Origin of the sequence: Streptomyces sp. NBC_00209 (assembly GCF_045206345.1) — a bacterium.
Taxonomy (GTDB): Bacteria; Actinomycetota; Actinomycetes; order Streptomycetales; family Streptomycetaceae; genus Streptomyces.
On sequence record NZ_CP108121.1, the window covers coordinates 867,247 to 886,359 of the forward strand.

20 protein-coding genes are annotated in these 19,113 nt (G+C 70.1%); 9 read left to right on the forward strand and 11 right to left on the reverse strand.

Annotated elements, in window-relative coordinates; genetic code table 11:
* Positions 1-8: 8 nt before the first annotated feature.
* Together OG867_RS03845 and OG867_RS03850 are read right to left on the reverse strand one after the other, a co-directional pair.
* Positions 9-596 (reverse strand): Imm21 family immunity protein, encoded by a 588-nt coding sequence (locus tag OG867_RS03845; protein ID WP_406282734.1) that lies wholly within the window; start codon positions 594-596, stop codon positions 9-11.
* A 436-nt stretch (positions 597-1,032) separates the two neighbouring features.
* Positions 1,033-1,998 carry a helix-turn-helix transcriptional regulator gene (locus OG867_RS03850; RefSeq protein WP_406282737.1) on the reverse strand — a complete coding sequence of 322 codons (966 nt, stop codon included), beginning with the start codon at positions 1,996-1,998 and terminating at the stop codon, positions 1,033-1,035.
* Positions 1,999-2,090: 92 nt separating this feature from the next.
* On the opposite strand from OG867_RS03850, the gene OG867_RS03855 reads away from it, so the two are divergent.
* Both OG867_RS03855 and OG867_RS03860 read left to right on the forward strand, forming a co-directional pair.
* Positions 2,091-2,456: a VOC family protein gene (locus OG867_RS03855; protein WP_406282740.1), complete on the forward strand. Its 366-nt coding sequence runs from the start codon at positions 2,091-2,093 to the stop codon at positions 2,454-2,456.
* A gap of 280 nt (positions 2,457-2,736) precedes the next feature.
* Positions 2,737-3,507, forward strand: a complete 771-nt coding sequence (locus OG867_RS03860; protein WP_406282743.1) for an MBL fold metallo-hydrolase — start codon at positions 2,737-2,739, stop codon at positions 3,505-3,507.
* A gap of 109 nt (positions 3,508-3,616) precedes the next feature.
* Here OG867_RS03860 and OG867_RS03865 read toward each other — a convergent pair whose 3' ends face one another.
* The 3 genes from OG867_RS03865 to OG867_RS03875 form a co-directional block, all read right to left on the reverse strand.
* Positions 3,617-3,919, reverse strand: coding sequence for a hypothetical protein (locus OG867_RS03865; RefSeq protein ID WP_406282745.1), 303 nt, complete (start codon positions 3,917-3,919; stop codon positions 3,617-3,619).
* Between the two features lie 403 nt (positions 3,920-4,322).
* Complete coding sequence (locus tag OG867_RS03870; RefSeq protein ID WP_406282748.1) at positions 4,323-5,300, reverse strand: hypothetical protein; 978 nt, start codon at positions 5,298-5,300, stop codon at positions 4,323-4,325.
* Positions 5,301-5,325: 25 nt separating this feature from the next.
* Positions 5,326-5,883 carry a hypothetical protein gene (locus OG867_RS03875; protein WP_406282750.1) on the reverse strand — a complete coding sequence of 186 codons (558 nt, stop codon included), beginning with the start codon at positions 5,881-5,883 and terminating at the stop codon, positions 5,326-5,328.
* An 817-nt stretch (positions 5,884-6,700) separates the two neighbouring features.
* On the opposite strand from OG867_RS03875, the gene OG867_RS03880 reads away from it, so the two are divergent.
* Positions 6,701-7,093 (forward strand): nuclear transport factor 2 family protein, encoded by a 393-nt coding sequence (locus tag OG867_RS03880; protein ID WP_328903182.1) that lies wholly within the window; start codon positions 6,701-6,703, stop codon positions 7,091-7,093.
* Between the two features lie 120 nt (positions 7,094-7,213).
* Here OG867_RS03880 and gcl read toward each other — a convergent pair whose 3' ends face one another.
* Entirely contained in the window at positions 7,214-8,989 is a 1,776-nt protein-coding gene (gene gcl / locus OG867_RS03885; protein ID WP_406282753.1) for a glyoxylate carboligase, read from the reverse strand.
* Positions 8,990-9,258: 269 nt separating this feature from the next.
* Between gcl and OG867_RS03890 the strand changes: the two genes are divergently transcribed.
* Both OG867_RS03890 and OG867_RS03895 read left to right on the forward strand, forming a co-directional pair.
* Entirely contained in the window at positions 9,259-9,957 is a 699-nt protein-coding gene (locus tag OG867_RS03890; protein ID WP_406282756.1) for a hypothetical protein, read from the forward strand.
* 153 nt (positions 9,958-10,110) lie between these two features.
* The gene (locus OG867_RS03895) at positions 10,111-10,338 is read left to right on the forward strand and encodes a hypothetical protein (protein ID WP_406282758.1); all 228 of its coding nucleotides are present in this window, start codon (positions 10,111-10,113) and stop codon (positions 10,336-10,338) included.
* Between the two features lie 6 nt (positions 10,339-10,344).
* Here the strand turns inward: OG867_RS03895 and OG867_RS03900 are convergent, their stop codons facing one another.
* Together OG867_RS03900 and OG867_RS03905 are read right to left on the reverse strand one after the other, a co-directional pair.
* Positions 10,345-11,952 carry an AMP-binding protein gene (locus OG867_RS03900; RefSeq protein WP_406282760.1) on the reverse strand — a complete coding sequence of 536 codons (1,608 nt, stop codon included), beginning with the start codon at positions 11,950-11,952 and terminating at the stop codon, positions 10,345-10,347.
* On the reverse strand, positions 11,949-13,625 hold the full coding sequence (locus OG867_RS03905) for an AMP-binding protein (RefSeq protein WP_406282763.1): 1,677 nt from the start codon (positions 13,623-13,625) through the stop codon (positions 11,949-11,951). The genes OG867_RS03900 and OG867_RS03905 overlap by 4 nt, the downstream gene beginning before the upstream one ends.
* Before the next feature lie 137 nt (positions 13,626-13,762).
* Between OG867_RS03905 and OG867_RS03910 the strand changes: the two genes are divergently transcribed.
* Positions 13,763-14,614, forward strand: a complete 852-nt coding sequence (locus OG867_RS03910; RefSeq protein WP_406282766.1) for a response regulator transcription factor — start codon at positions 13,763-13,765, stop codon at positions 14,612-14,614.
* Between the two features lie 62 nt (positions 14,615-14,676).
* Here the strand turns inward: OG867_RS03910 and OG867_RS03915 are convergent, their stop codons facing one another.
* Positions 14,677-15,822: a winged helix DNA-binding domain-containing protein gene (locus OG867_RS03915; protein WP_406282769.1), complete on the reverse strand. Its 1,146-nt coding sequence runs from the start codon at positions 15,820-15,822 to the stop codon at positions 14,677-14,679.
* A gap of 118 nt (positions 15,823-15,940) precedes the next feature.
* On the opposite strand from OG867_RS03915, the gene OG867_RS03920 reads away from it, so the two are divergent.
* Positions 15,941-16,819, forward strand: a complete 879-nt coding sequence (locus OG867_RS03920) for a DMT family transporter (protein ID WP_406282772.1) — start codon at positions 15,941-15,943, stop codon at positions 16,817-16,819.
* Positions 16,820-16,856: 37 nt separating this feature from the next.
* Here OG867_RS03920 and OG867_RS03925 read toward each other — a convergent pair whose 3' ends face one another.
* Together OG867_RS03925 and OG867_RS03930 are read right to left on the reverse strand one after the other, a co-directional pair.
* Complete coding sequence (locus OG867_RS03925) at positions 16,857-17,441, reverse strand: TerD family protein (RefSeq protein ID WP_328903173.1); 585 nt, start codon at positions 17,439-17,441, stop codon at positions 16,857-16,859.
* A gap of 212 nt (positions 17,442-17,653) precedes the next feature.
* The gene (locus tag OG867_RS03930; RefSeq protein ID WP_406282775.1) at positions 17,654-17,884 is read right to left on the reverse strand and encodes a DUF6296 family protein; all 231 of its coding nucleotides are present in this window, start codon (positions 17,882-17,884) and stop codon (positions 17,654-17,656) included.
* A 169-nt stretch (positions 17,885-18,053) separates the two neighbouring features.
* On the opposite strand from OG867_RS03930, the gene OG867_RS03935 reads away from it, so the two are divergent.
* Entirely contained in the window at positions 18,054-18,506 is a 453-nt protein-coding gene (locus OG867_RS03935; protein ID WP_328903171.1) for a DUF5709 domain-containing protein, read from the forward strand.
* Between the two features lie 121 nt (positions 18,507-18,627).
* A complete protein-coding gene (locus OG867_RS03940) occupies positions 18,628-18,990 on the forward strand; it encodes a nuclear transport factor 2 family protein (protein ID WP_406282778.1) in 363 nt (120 codons plus the stop codon).
* The last annotated feature ends 123 nt before the right edge of the window (positions 18,991-19,113 follow it).

The window sequence follows — 19,113 nt, forward strand, 5'->3', positions numbered from 1 at the left end:
ACTGGCGTTCAGGACTCGGCCGCCAGGAGCTGGACCAGGCCGACCCAATTCTCCCCATCCGCCTCGGTGTGTGTGGCGCGGACCCTCCATCGACCTGCGGGCAGCGAAACCGATACCGCGGCGGGCATCCCGCCGCCGGGGTACTCGACGCCCAGGTCGGAACCCGCTTCGGCGGAGTCCATGAGCACCGCCGGGCCGTCCGTGGCCCACGTGCTGCCCTCCTCCCACACCGTGTCCGGGTCGGCAAGAACCGTGTCCGCCGCGGCTCTCAGCCCGGCCTCGGAGTCGGCGGCGAGCCACCGCAGGAACGTTCGGTGCTGGGGCACGTAGCAAGTGGTTGCCGGCTCGTCCGCCAGTACGAGTGCCTGCGCACCCTTCTCGTCAAGAGGGATCACACCGGCCAGATCGTCCACCGCGCAGGCCCGGTCGTAGTCGTCCGAGGCTGTGCCGGCTCCGGCGATGAGTCCACTCTCCGTGCTTCCGCCCCAGGAGGCCAGGGCGGAGACAGGAACGACGATCAAGGGGCCGCCCAACGACTCCACCCAGACCGGGGAGGAGTCAGAGGCATCGTCCGCAGCGGATGAGGAGGTGATCATGCCAGTCAGTGTGCCCCGCCCGCTGACAATGTCGCAGTGGACATGAACGGGGCGAGGCATTGCGATACCACTATCGACGGGTGGCGCGCCAGGTGGCACAAGCGGCGCGACGGACGTCGAGGCCACACCCACCGAACCCCGCCGCCTGGCCACCTGGCTCAGCCCGCGTGACACCGTCGGCTACATCCGAGCCGCCCTGACCGCACCGTCCTCCACTCGCTTCGTCACGGCTTACGCCGTCTCCGGCAATTCCCGCCGCTTCTGGAGACTTCCCGACGCGTCGGAACTGGCCTACGTCCCCCTCGACAACGCCGAAGCCCACGCCTCGGACATCCCCGGAGACCTTGCGCCCGATCCGGCCGCCGTCCAGGCCGGCCCTACGCCAACCCCGAGTTCACGCTCAAGCACCTCCGGCCCTGCCCCTAGGTGTTGCGGGTCAGCCCGTTGGTGGCGGCGCGTAGTGGTGGGCGAGGGCGGTGGCGAGGTTGCCGAGGTGGGCTCTGGCTTCGGCGGGGCCGTGCACAGTGATGGCGCTGCCGAAGGGGAGCAGTGTGCGCACGTCCTCCAGGTGCGGGAAGCGGATCCTCACCCTGTGACCGGTGGTGGATTCCTCATGGTCGTCCTGGACGAGTCGTTGGCCGAGGATCCGTCGCGCTCGCTCGATCTGGGTCCGGTCGATGGTGGCGCTGACCTCTACAGCATGGTTGAGTTCCCACTGGTCTATGAGCGCTGCGGCGACGGTGGCCAGGGTCTGGTTCTCGCGGATCCGTCGTGGCTGGTCGACCTCATTCCACGTGGTGATCCGTTCGAGTCGGTACATCCGTGGCTCTCGGGCACAGTCGGCGACGAGGTACCAGGTGCCGGCTTTGGCGAACAGCCCGTAGGGGTCCACGACCAGGTCGCGTGGGCATGACTCGCGTGGGCTGTCGTACGCGATCCGTAGCCGACGACCTCGCCGCACCGGGCCGATCAGCGAAGCCGGAGTCGTGCCGGAAACCCGTGCCTGGAGCCAGGGACGGCTGTCCACGTGCACTACGTCCGTGAGCGGCAGCAGCTCATCAACTCGACGTGGCTGTGCGGCGGCGATCTTGGCGAGCGCGCGCCGGCTTTCGGCCGATGCGTCGAGCTCCGCACGTTGCTTCTCGTCCAGCCCGGCGAGCGAGAGATGGTTACGCTCGCCCGGCGTAAGTCGTGTGAGGTCGGGCCCGGACCCGGGCAGCATGGTCACGCCTCCGAGGCGGCCCCGCTGCCCGGTCACCGGCAGACCGGCGTCACGAAGCCAGTTCAGGTCCCGGGTGACGGTTCGAAGGGACACCCCGAGCGCCGAAGCGAGTTCCTGCGTGGTCACGGCATTCCTCGACGCCAAGAGCAGCATCAGGGAGAAGAAGCGGTCCGGGGTCACACACCAAGTTTTCCAGGAATTGCGACACGATGCGGCGCATATCCCGGTGAGGCTGGTGGGTGCGTACCCACGACCTGCGAGAGGGAAGAACCATGACCACATCCGTCGTGTCCATCGTCTACGTGAACGACGCTCCCGCCGCGGCACGCTTCTACGGCGGCCTCCTCGGCATGAGTCCCTCGTTCGAGACTCCGGGATACATCACCTTCGACCTCGGGCCGGGTGCTGACCTCGGTTTGTGGTCCGGCCAGTTCGAGGATCTGTCACCGGACGTCCCGCGCACCGGTGAGGTGTGCCTGGCCACCGACAGCGGCCCCGAGGAGGTCGACGCGATCTTCAAGCAGTGGCAGTCCAAGGGCGTCACGATCCTGCGCGAGCCTCACGATGCCGGGTTCGGGCTGACCTTCCTCGCCGCCGATCCCGACGGGAACCGTATCCGCGTCGCACTGCGGGGCTGACGAGCCGCGAGGCGGCAGGCGCGCACTCGGTCCCGGCAGGGCCCATCCCTGAAGAGCCCCCACGGGGATCCGTGGGGGCTCTTCAGGGATGGGCCCTGCCGGGTTACGCCCCCACGTACGGCCGGGCCTCGCAACCCAGGCCCTCGACCACCTCGAACTCCACGAGACCTGGAAGTCGATGTCGCAGAGGACACCGACCTGAAGCGCCGCGCCCTCGTAGGCGGCCATCGACGGCCGGTATCGCGCAAACCTGTGGACCAAGCGTTTGTAGACTCCCTGGATGACCAGCCATCTGCTCCGTCTCACCGTCCTGGGGTCTGCGACGCCCTATGCGAGCGTGGACAACCCGTGCTCCGGCTACCTGGTGTCGGGCGGAGGCACTCGAGTGTGGGTAGACGCGGGCAGCGGGACGCTGGCGCAGTTGCAGCGGCATGTCAGGCTCGATGAGGTGAATGCGATCTGGATCTCGCATCTGCACGCCGATCACAGCGCGGACCTGCTCACCGCCTATTACGCGGCGCTCTATGCGGATATCCGGCTTGCCGCACCCATCCCCCTGTACGGCCCACCGGGCATCGCCGACCGGCTGGCCCACTTCCTGTCCAACACCTCAACGCGCAGCCCGATCGAGTCCGCATTCGCCGTCCATGAGTTGGATGACGGGCACCAGGCGCGCATCGGCGCACTCACCCTGACCAGCCGGGCAGTGGCGCACGGCATCCCGGCCTTCGCCGTGCGCATCGAGACCGAGGGCCGATCGCTGGTCTACTCCGGGGACACAGCGCCGTGTGTAAACCTCACGCGACTGGCGGAGGGATGTGATGTGCTGCTGTGCGAGGCCGAGAGCGCCGAGGCGCCGGCCGAGGGCGAACAGGTGCACCACACACCCGAAGACACCGGTGACACGGCCGGCGCGGCCCGGGCAGGCCGGTTGATCGTCACGCACGTCGGCCGGTTCCTCACGCCGCAACAGGCGGTCGCACGCGCCTCGGCCCGGTTCGACGGTCCCGTCACCTATGCCGCACCTGGTGCGGTCTTCTCGATCGATTAGGCGACAACTACCTCGGGTTGCTCCACGATGACCGAGCGGCTTCCCTCCTTGTTCTCGACCGCCGAGGATGTCACTCCTGTGCGGCACGCGACATGCTTACGATGTGCGGTCAACCCGGCGGATGCAGGTACGACGAGTACTGCTCCAGCTCGTCCAACTGCGCGACGTAGCGCGGTCCGATCCGTGTGCGCCCGTGGCCGAGTACCCACGGCAGCAACTCCGGGGTGGCGTCGCATTCCTCATAGAAGCCCAGCTTCAGCTCGGACAGCTGGTCCTCGAAGCACCAGTAATCCACAAGCTCTTCCAGATGCCTGGTCGCGCTCGGGGTGCGGGCGTGCTCCCATACCTCCAGCCACGGGTTCAGAGCGCCCGTGACGACCGTGACGATGTTCAGGACGTCGTCCGCGTCCACCGGGGCCGGGTACTGGTCGAGTGTCGCCGCCCACCAGGACGCCCACAGCTCCCGCAGCGCGGCCGCCTCCGCCGGCGGCCACCCCGCTCAGCGGCGTCGTCACGAGATCGTCGGGTACCGCCTCCGGCGGTCCGGCCAGTGCGGCCCGGTCCATGGCAGGGAGGAGTCCATGACCCAGCAGCCCGGCGCCGCTGCCGGGCCGGCTCCGCATTCACCGGTGGGGCCGGGTTGCATCTTCGCATTCGCGGCCCCACGCACGGAGTTCGGTTGCGCACTTTCGATCCTCGCGCCGCCGGGGTCCGTTCCAGACCTCTGGAACGGACCCCGGGGACGGGCACTCGGCACAGCCTCAGCACGCGTGACGAAAAGGCTTCCCGCACACCCGTTTCGAGCTGACGGGGCTCTACTTCACAAGGGCCTTCTGCGCTGCTGCCACAGCGGAGGCATTGCTCTCCTTGGGCTTCGCGAGCTCGCTCCGGTGATCGGCAATCAGCTGCTGCTGGATGGCGGTTTCAGTGCCGTTCCAGACCTTCACGAGATCGGTGGCCTCCTTGCAGTCGATATCGGCGACGGCGACATCGATTTCGTCCTGAGAGGGAGACCCGTCGATGTGGACAACAACCTTGTCCGCATCATACGGGCTGTCAACGGTGTAGCCCTTGCCGCTCATGCACTTGGACCAGTCCGCGATGACCTCTTGGACAACCGGCTCCTTGAGGGACTGGGCAAGGCTCTGCCCATTGAGTTCCGAGGCCAGGGAGAAGTCTGCCGATGTACCGCCGAGTTGGCTGTCAGCCCATCCTGCGCAGCCGTTCTCATGGATCTTCTTGCCCTTGAAGGTGGCGGGGGCGGCCGCACGGCTGAGGTCGCGAGGGTTGAGGCTGGTGTATCCGGAGAACACCTCCGTCTCCTCCACCGTCATGGTCGGCAGCTTCGCGCCCTGCGGGTTCTGCACGAGGTAGTCCGGCAAGCCGTAGCCGTACTTCTCGGCCGTGTCCCGGTCGGTGATGCCGTAACGGCGTTCGATGTTGGCATCGTTGTCGTTCGGAGGCGGCGTACTGCCCGCCGGCGGCAAAGTGATGGTGAGCCCGTAGTCGGCCATGCACTTCTTCTGCAGGTCGCGGGCGCCATTGTCGAGAGCGACCGTGTCCTGATAGGTCTGCATGTAGTCCTCCAGCGGCAGCGACAGCCCCTTCGCCAGGCCGTTGCGTGGGGTGGACGTCGGCCAGTGGGCCTTGTCCACGGTGGAGGACTCCTGGGCTATGGGCCCGGTTTTCGGGTTCTGCGCCGTGTCCGAGGCACCGGTCGTGGCGGCGGAGCAGCCGGTGACCAGCGCGGCAGCGGCGAGAGCGATCGCAGCGGTCGTAACGTGACGGTTCATCGCGGGTCCTTACGATCCGGGGCGGTCAGGCGAAGTGCTGGGAGGCGTTTTGGTTCTTCAGGGTCGAATTGAGATCCGCCTTGGGGCAGTCGGCCTCGTAGCCATTCCAGTGCCTGAGGTACTGAGAAGCCCCGGCATAGCTGGAGTTGTAGTAAACGCGATAGTTGTCCGCCGGCGCGCAGTTCCACATGGCAGCCGCGTTGTTCTTCACGTACTGGCCCTTGCCGGGCGCCGAGTAGCCGCCGGGGTACTCATAACCGTCGTCCCCGAAGACGTAGCGGTAGGTGCTCAGGGTCGAGCCCTGATACTGGCTGGTGCCCTCATAGTTGGAGACGTTGCCGTAGAACCTGGCCTTCCCCGTGGTCTCACCGGGATGACTCTTCAAGTACGCCGAGGAATTGTAGGTGAGCGTGAGATCTCCGAAGGAGCAGCTGATCCACGGCACATCACAGTTGTCCGTGACTTTGAAGGTCGCCGCTTGGGCCGGTGCGGCGGACATCAGCAGGCTGGCGCAAGCGGCGACGGCCGCGGTCGCGGCCATCCTGGAGCGCGATAGAAAGAACTTCACGTTGTCCCTCTCCACGGAGCACCCCTGAGGGCGCGCGTGCGGTTGTACCGGAGTAGTAAGCGAGCCGTCGCAGAACATGCCTGCGACGTAAAGGGCCAGCGGTCCGGGAAACCAGCCGGGATGATGCGGCGAGCGGGGCTGAAGGACTGTAAGCAAAATGTGGATGCCCTGTAAACCCATCATCCCGCTCCACGCTCCACGGAGCCTCCGCACCGGGGGCGGCAGGGCGCGCAATGGGGCGGCACCTGCCGGATGGTTCAACACAGCTTCCATCACAGCGAGTTACCTTCCGCACTGCTTCGACGTGCCCCCAGCTCCGACATTTTTGTCCCATCAGGAACGGCATGGGAGTCTTCGCCTCCGCCCTCCAGGAGCCCAAACCCCCACCCCCTTCCGCCCCCGGTTGACGCTCCGGAGTCACGGGAAGCTTCGCCATACCAGGGGCCGCCGCTCAGCCGGTTGAACTGCGACGGCTCCCTCGCCCCTGAGAGCCGAAGCAAATTTGCGCAGCCTTTACCATCCGCAACTGGGTCATGGCCTGGACCTCCGAGATGGTCTTCCACGCCGTGTGCGGACCAACCGACCTCACCGTGGAGAAGAGAGCCGACTCCTGACCTTCGGGCCGGGTTGGCGGTGGCAAGGTGCGGGGGTGGAGAAGTCGGTGGCGGGCCGGCGGGTGGTGAGGGACGATCACGACCTGCACGGCCCTGCTCCTGCCGGACGCGCCCGAACGCGTTATGCGGTGCGGTGCTGACGTCGGATCGATGCTCGGCCTGGTGCCTGCCGCGCCGGGCCGGAGAGGACTCATGTGTCGCTCACTCTTGAAGATCGCTTGGCCATCATCGAACTGGTCTCGTTGCACGGTCACCTCGTTGACGACGGGAGCCTTGACCGGTTGGGGGAGTTGTTCACCGCCGATGTGGTCTACGACCTCACCGACTTCGGCCAGGAGCCGCTGTCCGGGGTGGCAGCCATCCAGGAAGCGGCATGGGCGCTGGGATCGGCCAACCCCGTCGCACATCACGTCACCAACGTCGTCGTCACCGCATGGGCCGAGGGTCGTGTGCAGGTCCGTTCCAAGGGGCTGGGTGTCAAGGCGGACGGCTCCTGCGGTTCCGTCACCTACGACGACACGGTCGTGCCCACCGCTGACGGCTGGCGGATCAGCTGTCGCAGGGTGGCGCCACGCCGAACTCCCCTGAGCGGGATGACAAAGCCCGGCTGACCAGGCGCGCCGTCGTCGCGGTCAACGACCCACTCCGCTGCTGCGGTCGCCGGCATGCCCGAAGAGCACCTGCGGATCCCCGCAGGTGCTCTTCGGGCGGGGCCGCAGGCCCCTCCGGGGTCACGCCCCCACGTACGACCTGATCGCCGTAGGTGCGTGTGACGGGTCCGTTGCCACGTCCTCGAACTCGTTCACCGACGCGATGTCCGTGCCGCTCATCGCGATGTTCGTGACGCGTTCCAGGATCGCTTCGACCACCACCGGGACGCGGTGTTCCGCGGCCAGCTTCTTCGCTTCCTCGAAGGCCGGGAGGAGGGCGTCCGGTTCCGTGACACGGATGGCCTTGCAGCCGAGGCCCTCGACCACCTTGACGTGGTCCACGCCGTAGACGCCCAGCTCCGGGGAGTTGAGGTTCTCGAACTCCAGGTTGACCTGGAAGTCGATGTCGAAGTTGCGCTGGGCCTGGCGGATCAGGCCGAGGTAGGAGTTGTTGACCAGGACGTGCACGTACGGGATGCGGTGCTGGGCGCCCACCGCGAGCTCCTCCAGCATGAACTGGAAGTCGTAGTCGCCCGAGAGCGCGACGACCGAGCCCTCCGGGTCGGCGGTGGCGACGCCCAGGGCGGCCGGGATCGTCCAGCCCAGGGGGCCCGCCTGGCCGCAGTTGATCCAGTGGCGCGGGCGGTACACGTGGAGCATCTGGGCGCCCGCGATCTGGGAGAGGCCGATCGTCGTGACGTACCGGGTCTCCGGGCCGAACGCGCGGTTCATCTCCTCGTACACCCGCTGCGGCTTCAGCGGCACGTTGTCGAAGTGCGTACGGCGCTGCAGGGTCGCCCGGCGCTCCTGAGTGGACGCCGCCCACGCCGAGCGGTCCGCGAGCTTCCCCGCCGCCTTCCGTTCGCGGGCGACCTCCACGAACAGTTCCAGCGCCGCCTTCGCGTCGGACACGATGCCGAGGTCCGGGGCGAAGATCTTGCCGATCTGGGTGGGCGCGATGTCCACGTGGACGAACGTGCGGCCCGCCGTGTAGACGTCGAGCTCGCCCGTGTGGCGGTTGGCCCAGCGATTGCCGATGCCGAGGACGAAGTCGGACTCCAGGAAGTTCGCGTTGCCGTAGCGGTGCGAGGTCTGGAGGCCGACCATGCCGGCGTTCAGCTCGTGGTCGTCGGGGATGATGCCCCAGCCCATCAGGGTCGGGACGACCGGGACGCCGGTCAACTCGGCGAACTCGACCAGGAGTTCTTCCGCGCCGGCGTTGATGATGCCGCCGCCCGCCACGAGTAGCGGGCGCTCCGAGGCGTTGAGCATGTCCAGAGCGCGCTCGATCTGCTTGCGGGTCGCGGCGGGCTTGTGCACCGGCAGCGGCTCGTACAGGTCGGGATCGAACTCGATCTCGGTGCGCTGCACGTCGATCGGCAGGTCGATGAGGACCGGGCCAGGGCGGCCCGTGCGCATCAGGTGGAACGCCTGCTGGAAGACGCCGGGGACCTGCGCGGCCTCCAGGACGGTCGTCGCGGCCTTGGTGACCGGGGCGGCGATCGAGGCGATGTCGACGGCCTGGAAGTCCTCCTTGTGCAGGACGGCGGTCGGCGCCTGGCCGGTGATGCACAGGATCGGGATCGAGTCCGCGATCGCGGAGTACAGGCCGGTGATCATGTCGGTGCCGGCGGGCCCCGACGTACCGATGCAGACGCCGATGTTGCCCGGGCGGGCCCGGGTGTAGCCCTCCGCCATGTGGGAGGCGCCCTCGACGTGCCGGGCGAGCGTGTGGTGGACGCCGCCGGCCGCCTTGAGGGCCGCGTAGAAGGGGTTGATCGCGGCGCCGGGCACACCGAACGCGTTGCTGACGCCTTCGCGCTTGAGGATCTCGACTGCCGCGCGGGCAGCGGTCATACGAGGCATTGAGTGCTCCTGCTCGTCCCTGGATGGAGTCGGGGGTGGAGTCGGGCTCTGTCGCGCCACCTGAGAGCACCAATTCACCGAATTCCGCATTACGGAAAACTTCTTCTGTTATGTGGAATCAAATCTAAGCCGCGTCCGGACCGCCGTCAAGGGAGCGGGGAGCCGCACGGAGGGGGCGCGAGTGAAGCGATTCCGCTCCCTGCGGCGGAGTCTTGGGGGAGCATGGACGGATTACGCACGTGGTACGGAGGGAGCACGGGGTGGAGTCAGTGCCGGTACGGTGCCCGGCCTGTCGCCGCGACCACGCGTACGTGACCCCCGTCTACCCGTGCCCGTGCGGGGAGCCGACAGCCCCACCGCTGCTGCGCGGCGCCCCCGTCGTCCCGATCACCCATCGCACCTGGAACGACGACTGGGTGACCGTACGGTGCCGGGGCTGCGGGCGGCACGACCAGTGGCCGCAGCCCGAGCTGTGCTGCCCGTGCGGCGCGGTGCTGCGGGTGCCGGTGCGGCCGGTGGCGGCCGCCGGGGCGGTCCGGCCCGCGCACATACCGCTGCCGCGCACGGCGGCGGCGCCCCGTCCGGCGTTCCGGCCGCTGACCATCCGCACCGCGCGGGACGCGGTCGCGGCGGCGGCGCTCTATCTGACCTGGCTGGGTTTCCAGGACGTGACGCACCCGGCGAACCGGCCGGCGTCCCGGATCGACCTGCGGGCGGCCGGGCTGATCGCCGAGGTCGACTCCACGACCGGGCCGACCGCGCTCCGGGACGTCGAGTGCCTGTGGCTCAACGCGCTCAACGGCTCGGTGCGCGGGGTGCTGTTCTCGCTCGCGGGCTACACGCCGGAGGCCCGGAAGCGCGCGGACACCTTACGCGTGCCGCTGTTCGTCCTGGACCTCACCGGCACGCCGCAGCCGGTGAACGGCGCGGCGGACGAACTCGTCAGCACCGGTGCCTGACCGCGCGCACCCATCAGAATCGGACACCCGGACCGGGCGACGTGCCGTGCCTCACAGGAACCGCCCGGCCACCCTGCGTGTGATCCGTCACGTTCTGGCCAACGGCGCCCGATGTGCGGTTCGTTGTCAGTGGCGGGCCCTACAGTGGAACGCATGGTCTTAACTCCACGGACTTCACCACCCTCGGACACGCCCGCGCACGCCCCCGCGCTCGCCGGCCTCGCCGCCCTGGAGGCCAATGAGGCGATCCGGGCGTTCGTGGACGCCCGCGCGGGGCAGGAGTGGTCCCCCGTGGAGTCCGCCGCGTACGAGGTGCTGCTCATCGAGTGGGCGGCCGCGACGCGCGGGACGGCGGCGGGGGACGTCATCGAGGCGGCCTGACGCGGGCTACCTCCGGTAGTTCTCCCGCAGTTCGATCTTACGGACCTTGCCGCTGACCGTCATCGGGAAGGTCTCCAGGATCTGGAGCAGGCGCGGAATCTTGTAGTGCGCCAACTGCCCGTCGCAGAACGCCCGTACATCGTCCAGGGTCGGCGGGTCGGCCGGGACGGCGGGAATGACGCAGGCCAGCACCTCCTCGACGTAACGCTCGTCGGGCACACCGACCACCTGCACATCGGCGATCTTCGGGTGGCGGTACAGGAACTCCTCGATCTCGCGCGGGTAGACGTTCTCGCCGCCCCGGATGATCACGTCCTTGATGCGGCCGACGATCTGTACGTAGCCGTCCTCGCGCATCACCGCGAGGTCCCCGGTGTGCATCCAGCGCCCCGCGTCGATGGCCTCGGCGGTGCGCTCGGGCTGGTCCCAGTAGCCGAGCATCACGCTGTAGCCCCGGGTGCACAGCTCCCCGGACCGCCCGCGTTCCAGGGTCACGCCCGTCGCCGGGTCGATGACCTTGACCTCGATGTGCGGCATGACGCGGCCGACGGTGCCGGTGCGGCGCTCCAGGTCGTCGTCGCGGCGGGTCTGGGTGGAGACCGGGGAGGTCTCCGTCATTCCGTAGCAGATGGACACCTCGTCCATGTGCATCTCGGCCACCACCCGCTTCATCACCTCGACCGGGCACGGCGACCCGGCCATGATGCCGGTGCGCAGCGAGGACAGGTCGTACGAGGCGAAGTCCGGCAGGTTGAGCTCGGCGATGAACATCGTGGGCACCCCGTACAGCGAGGTGCAGCGCTCCTGCTGCACGGCGCCCAGCACGGCGGCCGGTTCGAACGAGCCGCCGGGGATCACGATGCAGGCGCCGTGCGAGGTGATGCCGAGGTTGCCCATCACCATGCCGAAGCAGTGGTAGAAGGGGACGGGGAGGCAGACCCGGTCCTGCTCGGTGTAGGCGACCAACTCACCGACGAAATAGCCGTTGTTGAGAATGCTGTGGTGCGAGAGCGTCGCACCCTTGGGGAAGCCGGTGGTGCCGGAGGTGTACTGGATGTTGATCGGGTCGTCGCAGGACAGCTCCGCCTCGCGAGCAGCCAGCTGATTTACCGTCACCTGGGCTGCCATGGAAAGGAGTTCGCCCCAGGATCCGTCGCCGATGTAGTGGACCGCTCGCAGATCCGGGCAGTTGGCGCGGACCTCCTCGACCAGGGCCCGGTAGTCGCTGGTGCGGTGCGCGAGGGAGGCGGCCAGCAGGCAGATCCCGGCCTGCTGCAGCACGTACTCCAACTCGTGCGCCCGGTAGGCGGGGTTGATGTTCACCATGATCGCGCCGATGCGGGCGGTGGCGTACTGGACGAGCACCCACTCGGGGCAGTTGACCGCCCAGATCCCGACCCGGTCCCCCTTGGCCACGCCCGACGCCAGCAGCGCCCGCGCCAGCTCGTCGACGGCCGCGCCGAGCTCCGTGTACGTCCAGCGCCGCCCGGACGGTACGTCGACCAGCGCCTCGCGGTCGGGCCAGGCGGCGACGGCCCGGTCCAGGTTGCGTCCGATGGTGTCACCGAGCAGGGCGGTGGTGCCCGTGCCGTGCGCGTACGAGAGCTCGGTCATGCCAGGTCCCCCTCGGCGTACTCGGTGCCGCCGCCCTGGGCGGTGCGCTCGCGCAGTTCGATCCGGCGGATCTTGCCGGAGACGGTCTTGGGCAGCTCCGCGAACTCCAGCCGCCGCACCCGCTTGTACGGGGCGAGCACGGACCGGGAATGGGCGAAGAGCACCTTGGCGGTGTCGGGCCCGGGCTCCCAGCCCTCGGCGAGCACCACGTACGCCTTCGGGACGGAGAGGCGGACCTCGTCGGGGGCGGGGACGACGGCGGCCTCGACCACCGCCTCGTGCTCCAGCAGGGCGCTCTCCAGCTCGAACGGGGAGATCTTGTAGTCGGAGGACTTGAAGACGTCGTCGGCGCGCCCCACGTAGGTGATGTAGCCGTCCTCGTCGCGGGAGCCGATGTCACCGGTGCGGTAGTAGCCGCCCGCCATCGCCTCGGCGGTGCGGTCGGGGTCGCCGTGGTAGCCGGTCATCAGGCCCACCGGGTGCGCCGACAGGTCGAGCGAGATCTCGCCCTCGGCCGCGCCGGGCTCCCCGCTCACCGGGTCGAGCAGGACCACCCGGAAGCCGGGGCTGGGCCGCCCCATCGAGCCGGGCTTGAGGACCTGGCCGGGGGTGTTGGCGACCTGGACGGCGGTCTCCGTCTGGCCGAAGCCGTCGCGGATGGTGACGCCCCAGGCGCGCCGGACCGCCTCGATGACCTCGGGGTTCAGCGGTTCGCCGGCCGCGACGACCTCGCGCGGCGGGGTCCTCAGCTGGGTCAGGTCGGCCTGGATGAGCATGCGCCACACGGTGGGCGGGGCGCAGAAGCTCGTAATGCCGGAGCGGTCCATCTCGGCCATCAGGCGGCCGGCGTCGAAGCGGGTGTAGTTGAAGATGAAGACGGTCGCCTCGGCGCTCCACGGCGCGAAGAGGTTGGACCAGGCGTGCTTGGCCCAGCCGGGCGAGGAGATGTTGAGGTGCACGTCGCCGGGCTTGAGCCCGATCCAGTACATCGTCGCCAAGTGGCCCACGGGGTAGGAGACATGGGTGTGCTCGACCAGCTTGGGGCTGGCGGTCGTGCCGGAGGTGAAGTAGAGCATCAGCGGTTCGTCCGCGTCGGTCTCGCGGTCCGGCGTGAACGGGCGGGGCGCCTCGGCGGCCTCCGCGTAGTCGAGCCAGCCCTCGGCCGGGGCGCCGACGCAGATACGGGTGTAGGAGCCGGGCACCTCGGCGAACTTCGCGGTGTCGGTGTCGCGGACCAGGACGTGCCGGACCCGGCCGCGCTCGACCCGGTCGCACAGGTCGGCGGGGCCGAGCAGCGGGGTCGCCGGGATGACCACGGCGCGCAGCTTCATCGCGGCGAGCGCGGTCTCCCACAGCTCCACCTGGTTGCCGAGCATGACGAGGACGCGGTCGCCCTCGCGCACCCCCTGGGCGCGCAGCCAGTTCGCGGCGCGGTCGGAGCGGGCGGACATCTCGGCGAACGACACCTCGGTGCGGGTGCCGTCCTCATCCACGATGTGCAGGGCGGTGCGGTCGTTGTCCCGGGCGATGACGTCGAACCAGTCGAGCGCCCAGTTGAAGTGGTCGTCGCGGGGCCAGCGGAAGCCGTCGTAGGCGGCGGCGTAGTCCTCGCGGTGCCGGAGCAGGAAGTCCCGGGCCGCCCGGAACGTCTCCGTCGCACTCGTTTCCGGCATGTGCCCTCCTCTTTACCGACCCGGCCGGTCCTTTGGCTCCTCACATCATGTAAACAGTGAGCCAGGTCTCACCACCCCCGGACGGGGGTGTCGCGGGGCCGCCATTCCATCGGGGGGCCGGGCAGAGAGGCGGCAGGGTGCCGGAATCCGTCGACGCGGTCGAGATGCAAGCGGCGCTGCTGCGGCTGCGCCGGACGAGCGGGCTGCCGGTCGCCTTCGGCGGGCTGCTCGCGGACAGCCGGCACGCCAGGATCGCCGAGGTGAACGGGGCGCGCACGGCGGCGCTGCGCGGGCTCGTGATCTCGTCGGGCAGCGGCCTGGGCGGCAAGTCCATGGCCCTGTCGAGGCCGTGCGCGGTGACCGACTACCGCTCCTCGCGCCACATCAGCCACGAGTACGACACGGCTGTCGCGGCGGAGGGCCTGCGCTCGGTGGTCGCCGTCCCCGTCGTGGTGCGGCGCGAGGTGCGGGGGGTGCTGTACGGGGCCCTGCGTGAACCGCTCACGCTCGGGGACCGCACGTTCGACGCGGCAGTGGCCGCCGCCCGTGACGTGGAGCAGGCACTGGTGGTCCGGGACGAGGTGCGGCAGCTGCTGGCGGTGAGCCGCCCGGAGCCGGACGCCGCTGCCGTGGCGGCGGGGGCGGCGGGGGCCTGGGAGGACGTCCGGGAGGCGCACCGCGAGCTGCGCGCCCTGATGCCGAAGGTGCTCGACCCGGCGCTCCGGGACGAGCTGCTCGCGGTGTGCGGGCGGCTGGCCTCGGCGACGGGCACCCGGGAGCCCGGGGCGCGGGAGGTCCGGCTCGCGCCGCGCGAGATCGATGTGCTGGCGTGCGTGGCCGCGGGCGCCACGAACGCGGTGGCGGCGGACCGGCTGGGGCTGCGCCCGGAGACGGTGAAGGGGTATCTGCGGTCCGCGATGCGGCGGCTGGGGGCGCACACCCGGCTGGAGGCGGTGGTGGCGGCCCGCCGGGCGGGACTGCTGCCGTAGGCGCGTCCCGCCCCGTCGGGCGTCCCCCGCCCCGCAATCCGCCCCCCACCTCCGCGCCGCCGTCAGCGCCCCAGGTCCACGAACGACCGGAACCGGACATCGCGCTCCGTCGCTGAGGTCATCGTCGCCATCAGGTCCATCGCCTCCTCCGTCATGACCTCGCGCTCCGCGGGCGTCAGCGGGCGCACTTCCTGGACGGTGACCACGGCCGGGGTGTCGCGCGGGGTGTCCAGCCGCCAGACCGCCGCGAAGAGCCCGTCCACCAGCACGCTGCCGTAGGTCTGGTTGCCCACCCCGTTGAGGCCCTTGAGGGCCGCCGGGATGACCCGGGTGCGGTCGGCGTGGCCGAGGAGGACGTTGTCGAACTCGGGCAGGAAGCGGGGCGGCGCGGGGGTGTCCTCGGCGGGGCGCGGGGCGTCCGGCAGGTCGAAGAGTTCGGTGCCGTGCTCGTCGCGGAAGGTGACGAGCCGGGGCCGCAGCCGCTCGAAGACCTCCTTCAGGCGGGTCAGCCCGGCCCAGGTCTGCATGTCCTTCACGGAGGCGGGGCCGAACGCGCCGAGGTAGCGCAGCACGGCGCGCTCGATGCCGGGCGCCTCCTCACCCGCGCGACCGAGCCAGCGCTCGACGGTGGTGAGCGCGACGCCGCCGCTGATGCCCCAGAGGCCGCGCGGGGTCACCTGGACCAGGGGCAGCAGGCAGCGGGCGGCGATGCCGAGGGCCTGCGGGTCCGCGTCGGGCCACTCCGTGAGCAACCGCTCGCGGATCTCCTTCGGGGTGCGCGGCGCCTCCTCCACGTACGCCCGGCTCAGCTCGCGCAGCCGGTCCAGGTCCACGCCCGTGAGCCCCTTGCGGAAGATGCCGAGCTCCCGGTCGCGGGCCGCCTGCACCAGGGGCCGCAGGGTGAGGGCGTCCTCGGCGGTGTGGGTGTGGATGGTCGAGCGCAGGGAGACGATGCGGACGACCTCGCGCGCCTCCATCAGCAGCGACAGGTCGGCAGGCCGGAAGCCCTGGAGGCGGGCCAGGAGCTGGTAGTACGGCGGCTTGGTGTTCTGCGCCTGGAGGCCGACGAGGTGGGTGACGGCGTCCTTCGCGCTCATCGCGGTCCGGCGCAGCAGGAGCTGGCGGTCCAGGGTCGCCCGGCCGAGCGCCCTGGGCGTGAGCACGGGGACGGGGGCGGCGCCGGCGGAGATCCTCTTCTTCACGGCCATGACGGCACGCTACGCGTCCATGCGGTCGGATTCGGTCCTGATGGACTCATCCGGGGCGGCGCCACGCCCTCCCCCGGCGAAGCCGGAATCGCGGCGGGGCCGCCCGCATCATGGTCCCGTGATCGCCGTCCTGTTCGCCGTCCTGACCGCCCTCAGCAACGGTTCCGCCTCCGTGCTCCAGCGCCGGGCCGCCCTCGACGTGCCGCAGACCGAGGCCATGCGGGTGTCGCTCATCGGCCATCTGCTGCGCCAGAAGGTGTGGCTCGCGGGGATCGCCCTGGTGATCGTCGCCGCCGTCTGCCAGGCCGTCGCGCTGGCCACGGGACCGATCTCCGTGGTGCAGCCGATCTTCGTGATCGAGCTTCCGGCGACGCTGCTCCTGGCCGGCTTCATGATGCGGGCCCGCCTGCCCCGGACGGTCTGGCTGGGGGTCGCCGCCGTGACGGCCGGGCTGGCCCTCGGGATGGCGACGGCCGCGCCGGGCGGCGGCAGCGACAGTGTGCACGGGGCGGCGTGGGTGCCGGCGCTGATCCTGACGGGGGTGGCCGAGGTGCTGCTGATCGCGGGGGCGTCGGCCACCCGGGGCAATGTCCGGGCCGCCCTGCTGGCCACGGCCGCCGCCTGCGGTTACGCGCTGACCGCCGCGCTGATGAAGGACGCGATGGCGCGGCTCGACACGGGTGGCGCGGGGGCGCTGTTCAGCTCCTGGCAGCTGTACGCGATGGCGGGGGCGGGGGTCGGCGCGCTGTTCCTGCTCCAGAACGCCCTTCAGGCGGGCACGCTCGTCGCCGTACAGCCGTGTCTGACGCTGGGCGACGCGCTGATCAGTGTCCTGTACGGGGTGACGCTGTTCGGCGAGGAGGTGCGCACCGGCTGGTGGGTGCTGCCCGAGCTGCTGGCCCTGGGGCTGATCGCGGCGGGGTGCGTGGAGCTGGCGCGGTCGCCGCTGGCCACCGGGAACCCGACGGCCCCGCCCCGCGCGCGCCGGGTCGACTGACCGGGCGCGCACGGACCGGGGCCGGGACGTACGCGTACTACTTGCTGATCGCGAAACGCATCAGGGCGTGCTCGTCGCCCTGCTTGATCTTGCCGGTCTCGTTGATCACCTGGAGCTTCCAGCCGGCGCCGACGCGCATGGCCTTCGCCACGGCGCAGCCGTTGTCGCTGGTGAGCAGGCTCGGCCAGATGTCGGCGACCTGCTGGCTGCTGCCGCCCGTGGCGTCGTAGACCTTGATGCTGACGTTGCGCGCGTTCTGGAAGGCGCTGCCCTTCTTGTACGCGGCGGCGACGAAGACGACCGCCGTGACGTTCGGGGGGATCCTGGCGAAGTCGACGGTGACCGTCTCGTCGTCGCCGTCGCCCTTGCCGGTCTGGTTGTCACCGCTGTGTACCAGCGAGCCGTTGCCCAGCGGGTCCAGGGAGTCCAGGCCGGCCAGCCGGACCGGGTCCGCGCCCTGCATCGCGATGGCGATCAGGTCGAGGTCGGTGCCCTTCTTCTGCTTCAGCTTCCCCATCAGCCCGCCACTGCTGCCGACGGTGGGGTCCCAGGAGACACCGATGGAGAGGTGGGTCACCCCGTCCAGGTCCGCCGGGCCGTCTTCCTTCTTCAACGTGATCATGCGTGATCCTCTTCGTGGCGGGATTCCTACAGGGTGAGTCTGCCTGGTGTCCTCCCGCTCCCCCTCACCAGGGGCAAAATTTCGACCAAGTGTGGGAGGCGCCCGGCCGGATTGTCCTGCCTCGGCATGATGTACGGGTACGTGTCCACGTGATACGGACACGGGAAGGGCGCCCGGTCCGGGTGTGGACCGGGCGTCGGTTGTCGGCCGTCTCAGGCGGCTTCCTCGCGCACCACCATCGGGGCTCCGAGGTGCTGGTGGCCGCCGCTGGCGAGCATGCGCACCTCCCCGTGATCGCTGATCTCGGCGCGGACGATCCCGGTGTCGTCCTCGTAGACGGGATGCCCGCCCGCACCGCTCTGTGCCGTCCGGTGGACGGTGACGGCATCGTCCTCCACTGCCGAGGACTGGAAGACGAGCTCGTAGCTTTCCGGATAATCCATGACTGGGCTCTCCAGACGACTTTCCCCGGGCCGGCCTCTCGGGCACGCCCGGCCTGCACCCTCCATGGTTGCGCAGACCCGGGCCGGACGCAGGGGCGGGCGCGTCCTGCGGGCGGCGGCGGAGGCTGCCTATGCTGAAGGAGAGCCCCGCCGCGGGAAGGGAAGCGCCATGGACGAGGCCGGCCTGGGGGACGACGTCTATCAGCCCCAGCAGGAGTCGGAGGCATCCGATCGTGTCGAGCAGCTCGACACGGAGGACACCTTGGCCGATCCGGACGTGGACGACGTCCTGGACCGGGGTTATTCACCGCCCGAGCGCCCCTACGCGGTGGACGATGTGGGCACCACCGCCGCCGAGCAGCACCGGGGCGAGTCCCTGGAGGGCCGGCTCGCGCGCGAGCGGCCCGAGGACGAAGGACCGCCCGGCGACGGGGTGGGCGATGTCGTGGACGGGGACGGCGAACCGTGGGACCGGGAGGTCGGCACCGTACGCGCCGGACGGCTCACCCGGGACCTGGACATCGACGAGCCGGACAGCACGGCGGGCGAGGACGTCGGGATCGACGGCGCCGCCGCCTCCGCCGAGGAGGCCGCGGTGCACGTCATCGCGGACGAGGCGTAGGAAGGCCCGTTCCCCCTTACCCCGGAGGTAATCGACGCCCCGCGCGGCCTCGGACATCGTGTTCCTCACCAGCACAGCGCTTCCGGCCCACCGGCCGGGAGCCCTACCGGAGGGACCCACGATGACCACGTACGACGACGCCGTGCAGCGCTACTTCGCCGCCTGGAACGCCGGTCCGGACGAGCTGGAGATGGCCGTCGCCGCCGCGTTCACCGACGAGGCCGCGTACACCGACCCGCTGGCCGACGTACGGGGCCACGCGCAGCTGGCGGCCGCCATCGGCGGCGCTCGGCAGCAGTTCCCCGGGTTCGTCTTCCGCCCCCTGGGCACGGTGGACGGGCATCACGCGCTGGTCCGCTTCGGGTGGGAGCTGGTCGCGCCCGACGGCTCGGCGCCCGTCGCCGGCTTCGACGTGGCGACGCTCGCCGATGACGGCCGGATCGCCTCGGTCAGCGGCTTCCTGGACCGGGTGCCGGCCGCCTGATCACGCGGCGGAGTGCGAACGGCGGCTCAGGGCCGGGTCGGTGAGGTCCGCCGGGTGTAACCGGCCTCCCGGGGCGAGAGGTTGACGCCGGGCGGGACGATCTTGTCGAACCGGCCGGCCTGG

Coding starts and splice junctions, on each gene's coding strand:
- OG867_RS03845 (WP_406282734.1), bottom strand. CDS start 596: ATGATCACCTCCTCATCCGCTGCGGACGATGCCTCTGACTCCTCCCCG.
- OG867_RS03855 (WP_406282740.1), top strand. CDS start 2,091: ATGACCACATCCGTCGTGTCCATCGTCTACGTGAACGACGCTCCCGCC.
- OG867_RS03860 (WP_406282743.1), top strand. CDS start 2,737: ATGACCAGCCATCTGCTCCGTCTCACCGTCCTGGGGTCTGCGACGCCC.
- OG867_RS03870 (WP_406282748.1), bottom strand. CDS start 5,300: ATGAACCGTCACGTTACGACCGCTGCGATCGCTCTCGCCGCTGCCGCG.
- gcl (WP_406282753.1), bottom strand. CDS start 8,989: ATGACCGCTGCCCGCGCGGCAGTCGAGATCCTCAAGCGCGAAGGCGTC.
- OG867_RS03895 (WP_406282758.1), top strand. CDS start 10,111: ATGGTCTTAACTCCACGGACTTCACCACCCTCGGACACGCCCGCGCAC.
- OG867_RS03900 (WP_406282760.1), bottom strand. CDS start 11,952: ATGACCGAGCTCTCGTACGCGCACGGCACGGGCACCACCGCCCTGCTC.
- OG867_RS03905 (WP_406282763.1), bottom strand. CDS start 13,625: ATGCCGGAAACGAGTGCGACGGAGACGTTCCGGGCGGCCCGGGACTTC.
- OG867_RS03915 (WP_406282769.1), bottom strand. CDS start 15,822: ATGGCCGTGAAGAAGAGGATCTCCGCCGGCGCCGCCCCCGTCCCCGTG.
- OG867_RS03925 (WP_328903173.1), bottom strand. CDS start 17,441: ATGATCACGTTGAAGAAGGAAGACGGCCCGGCGGACCTGGACGGGGTG.
- OG867_RS03930 (WP_406282775.1), bottom strand. CDS start 17,884: ATGGATTATCCGGAAAGCTACGAGCTCGTCTTCCAGTCCTCGGCAGTG.
- OG867_RS03935 (WP_328903171.1), top strand. CDS start 18,054: ATGGACGAGGCCGGCCTGGGGGACGACGTCTATCAGCCCCAGCAGGAG.
- OG867_RS03940 (WP_406282778.1), top strand. CDS start 18,628: ATGACCACGTACGACGACGCCGTGCAGCGCTACTTCGCCGCCTGGAAC.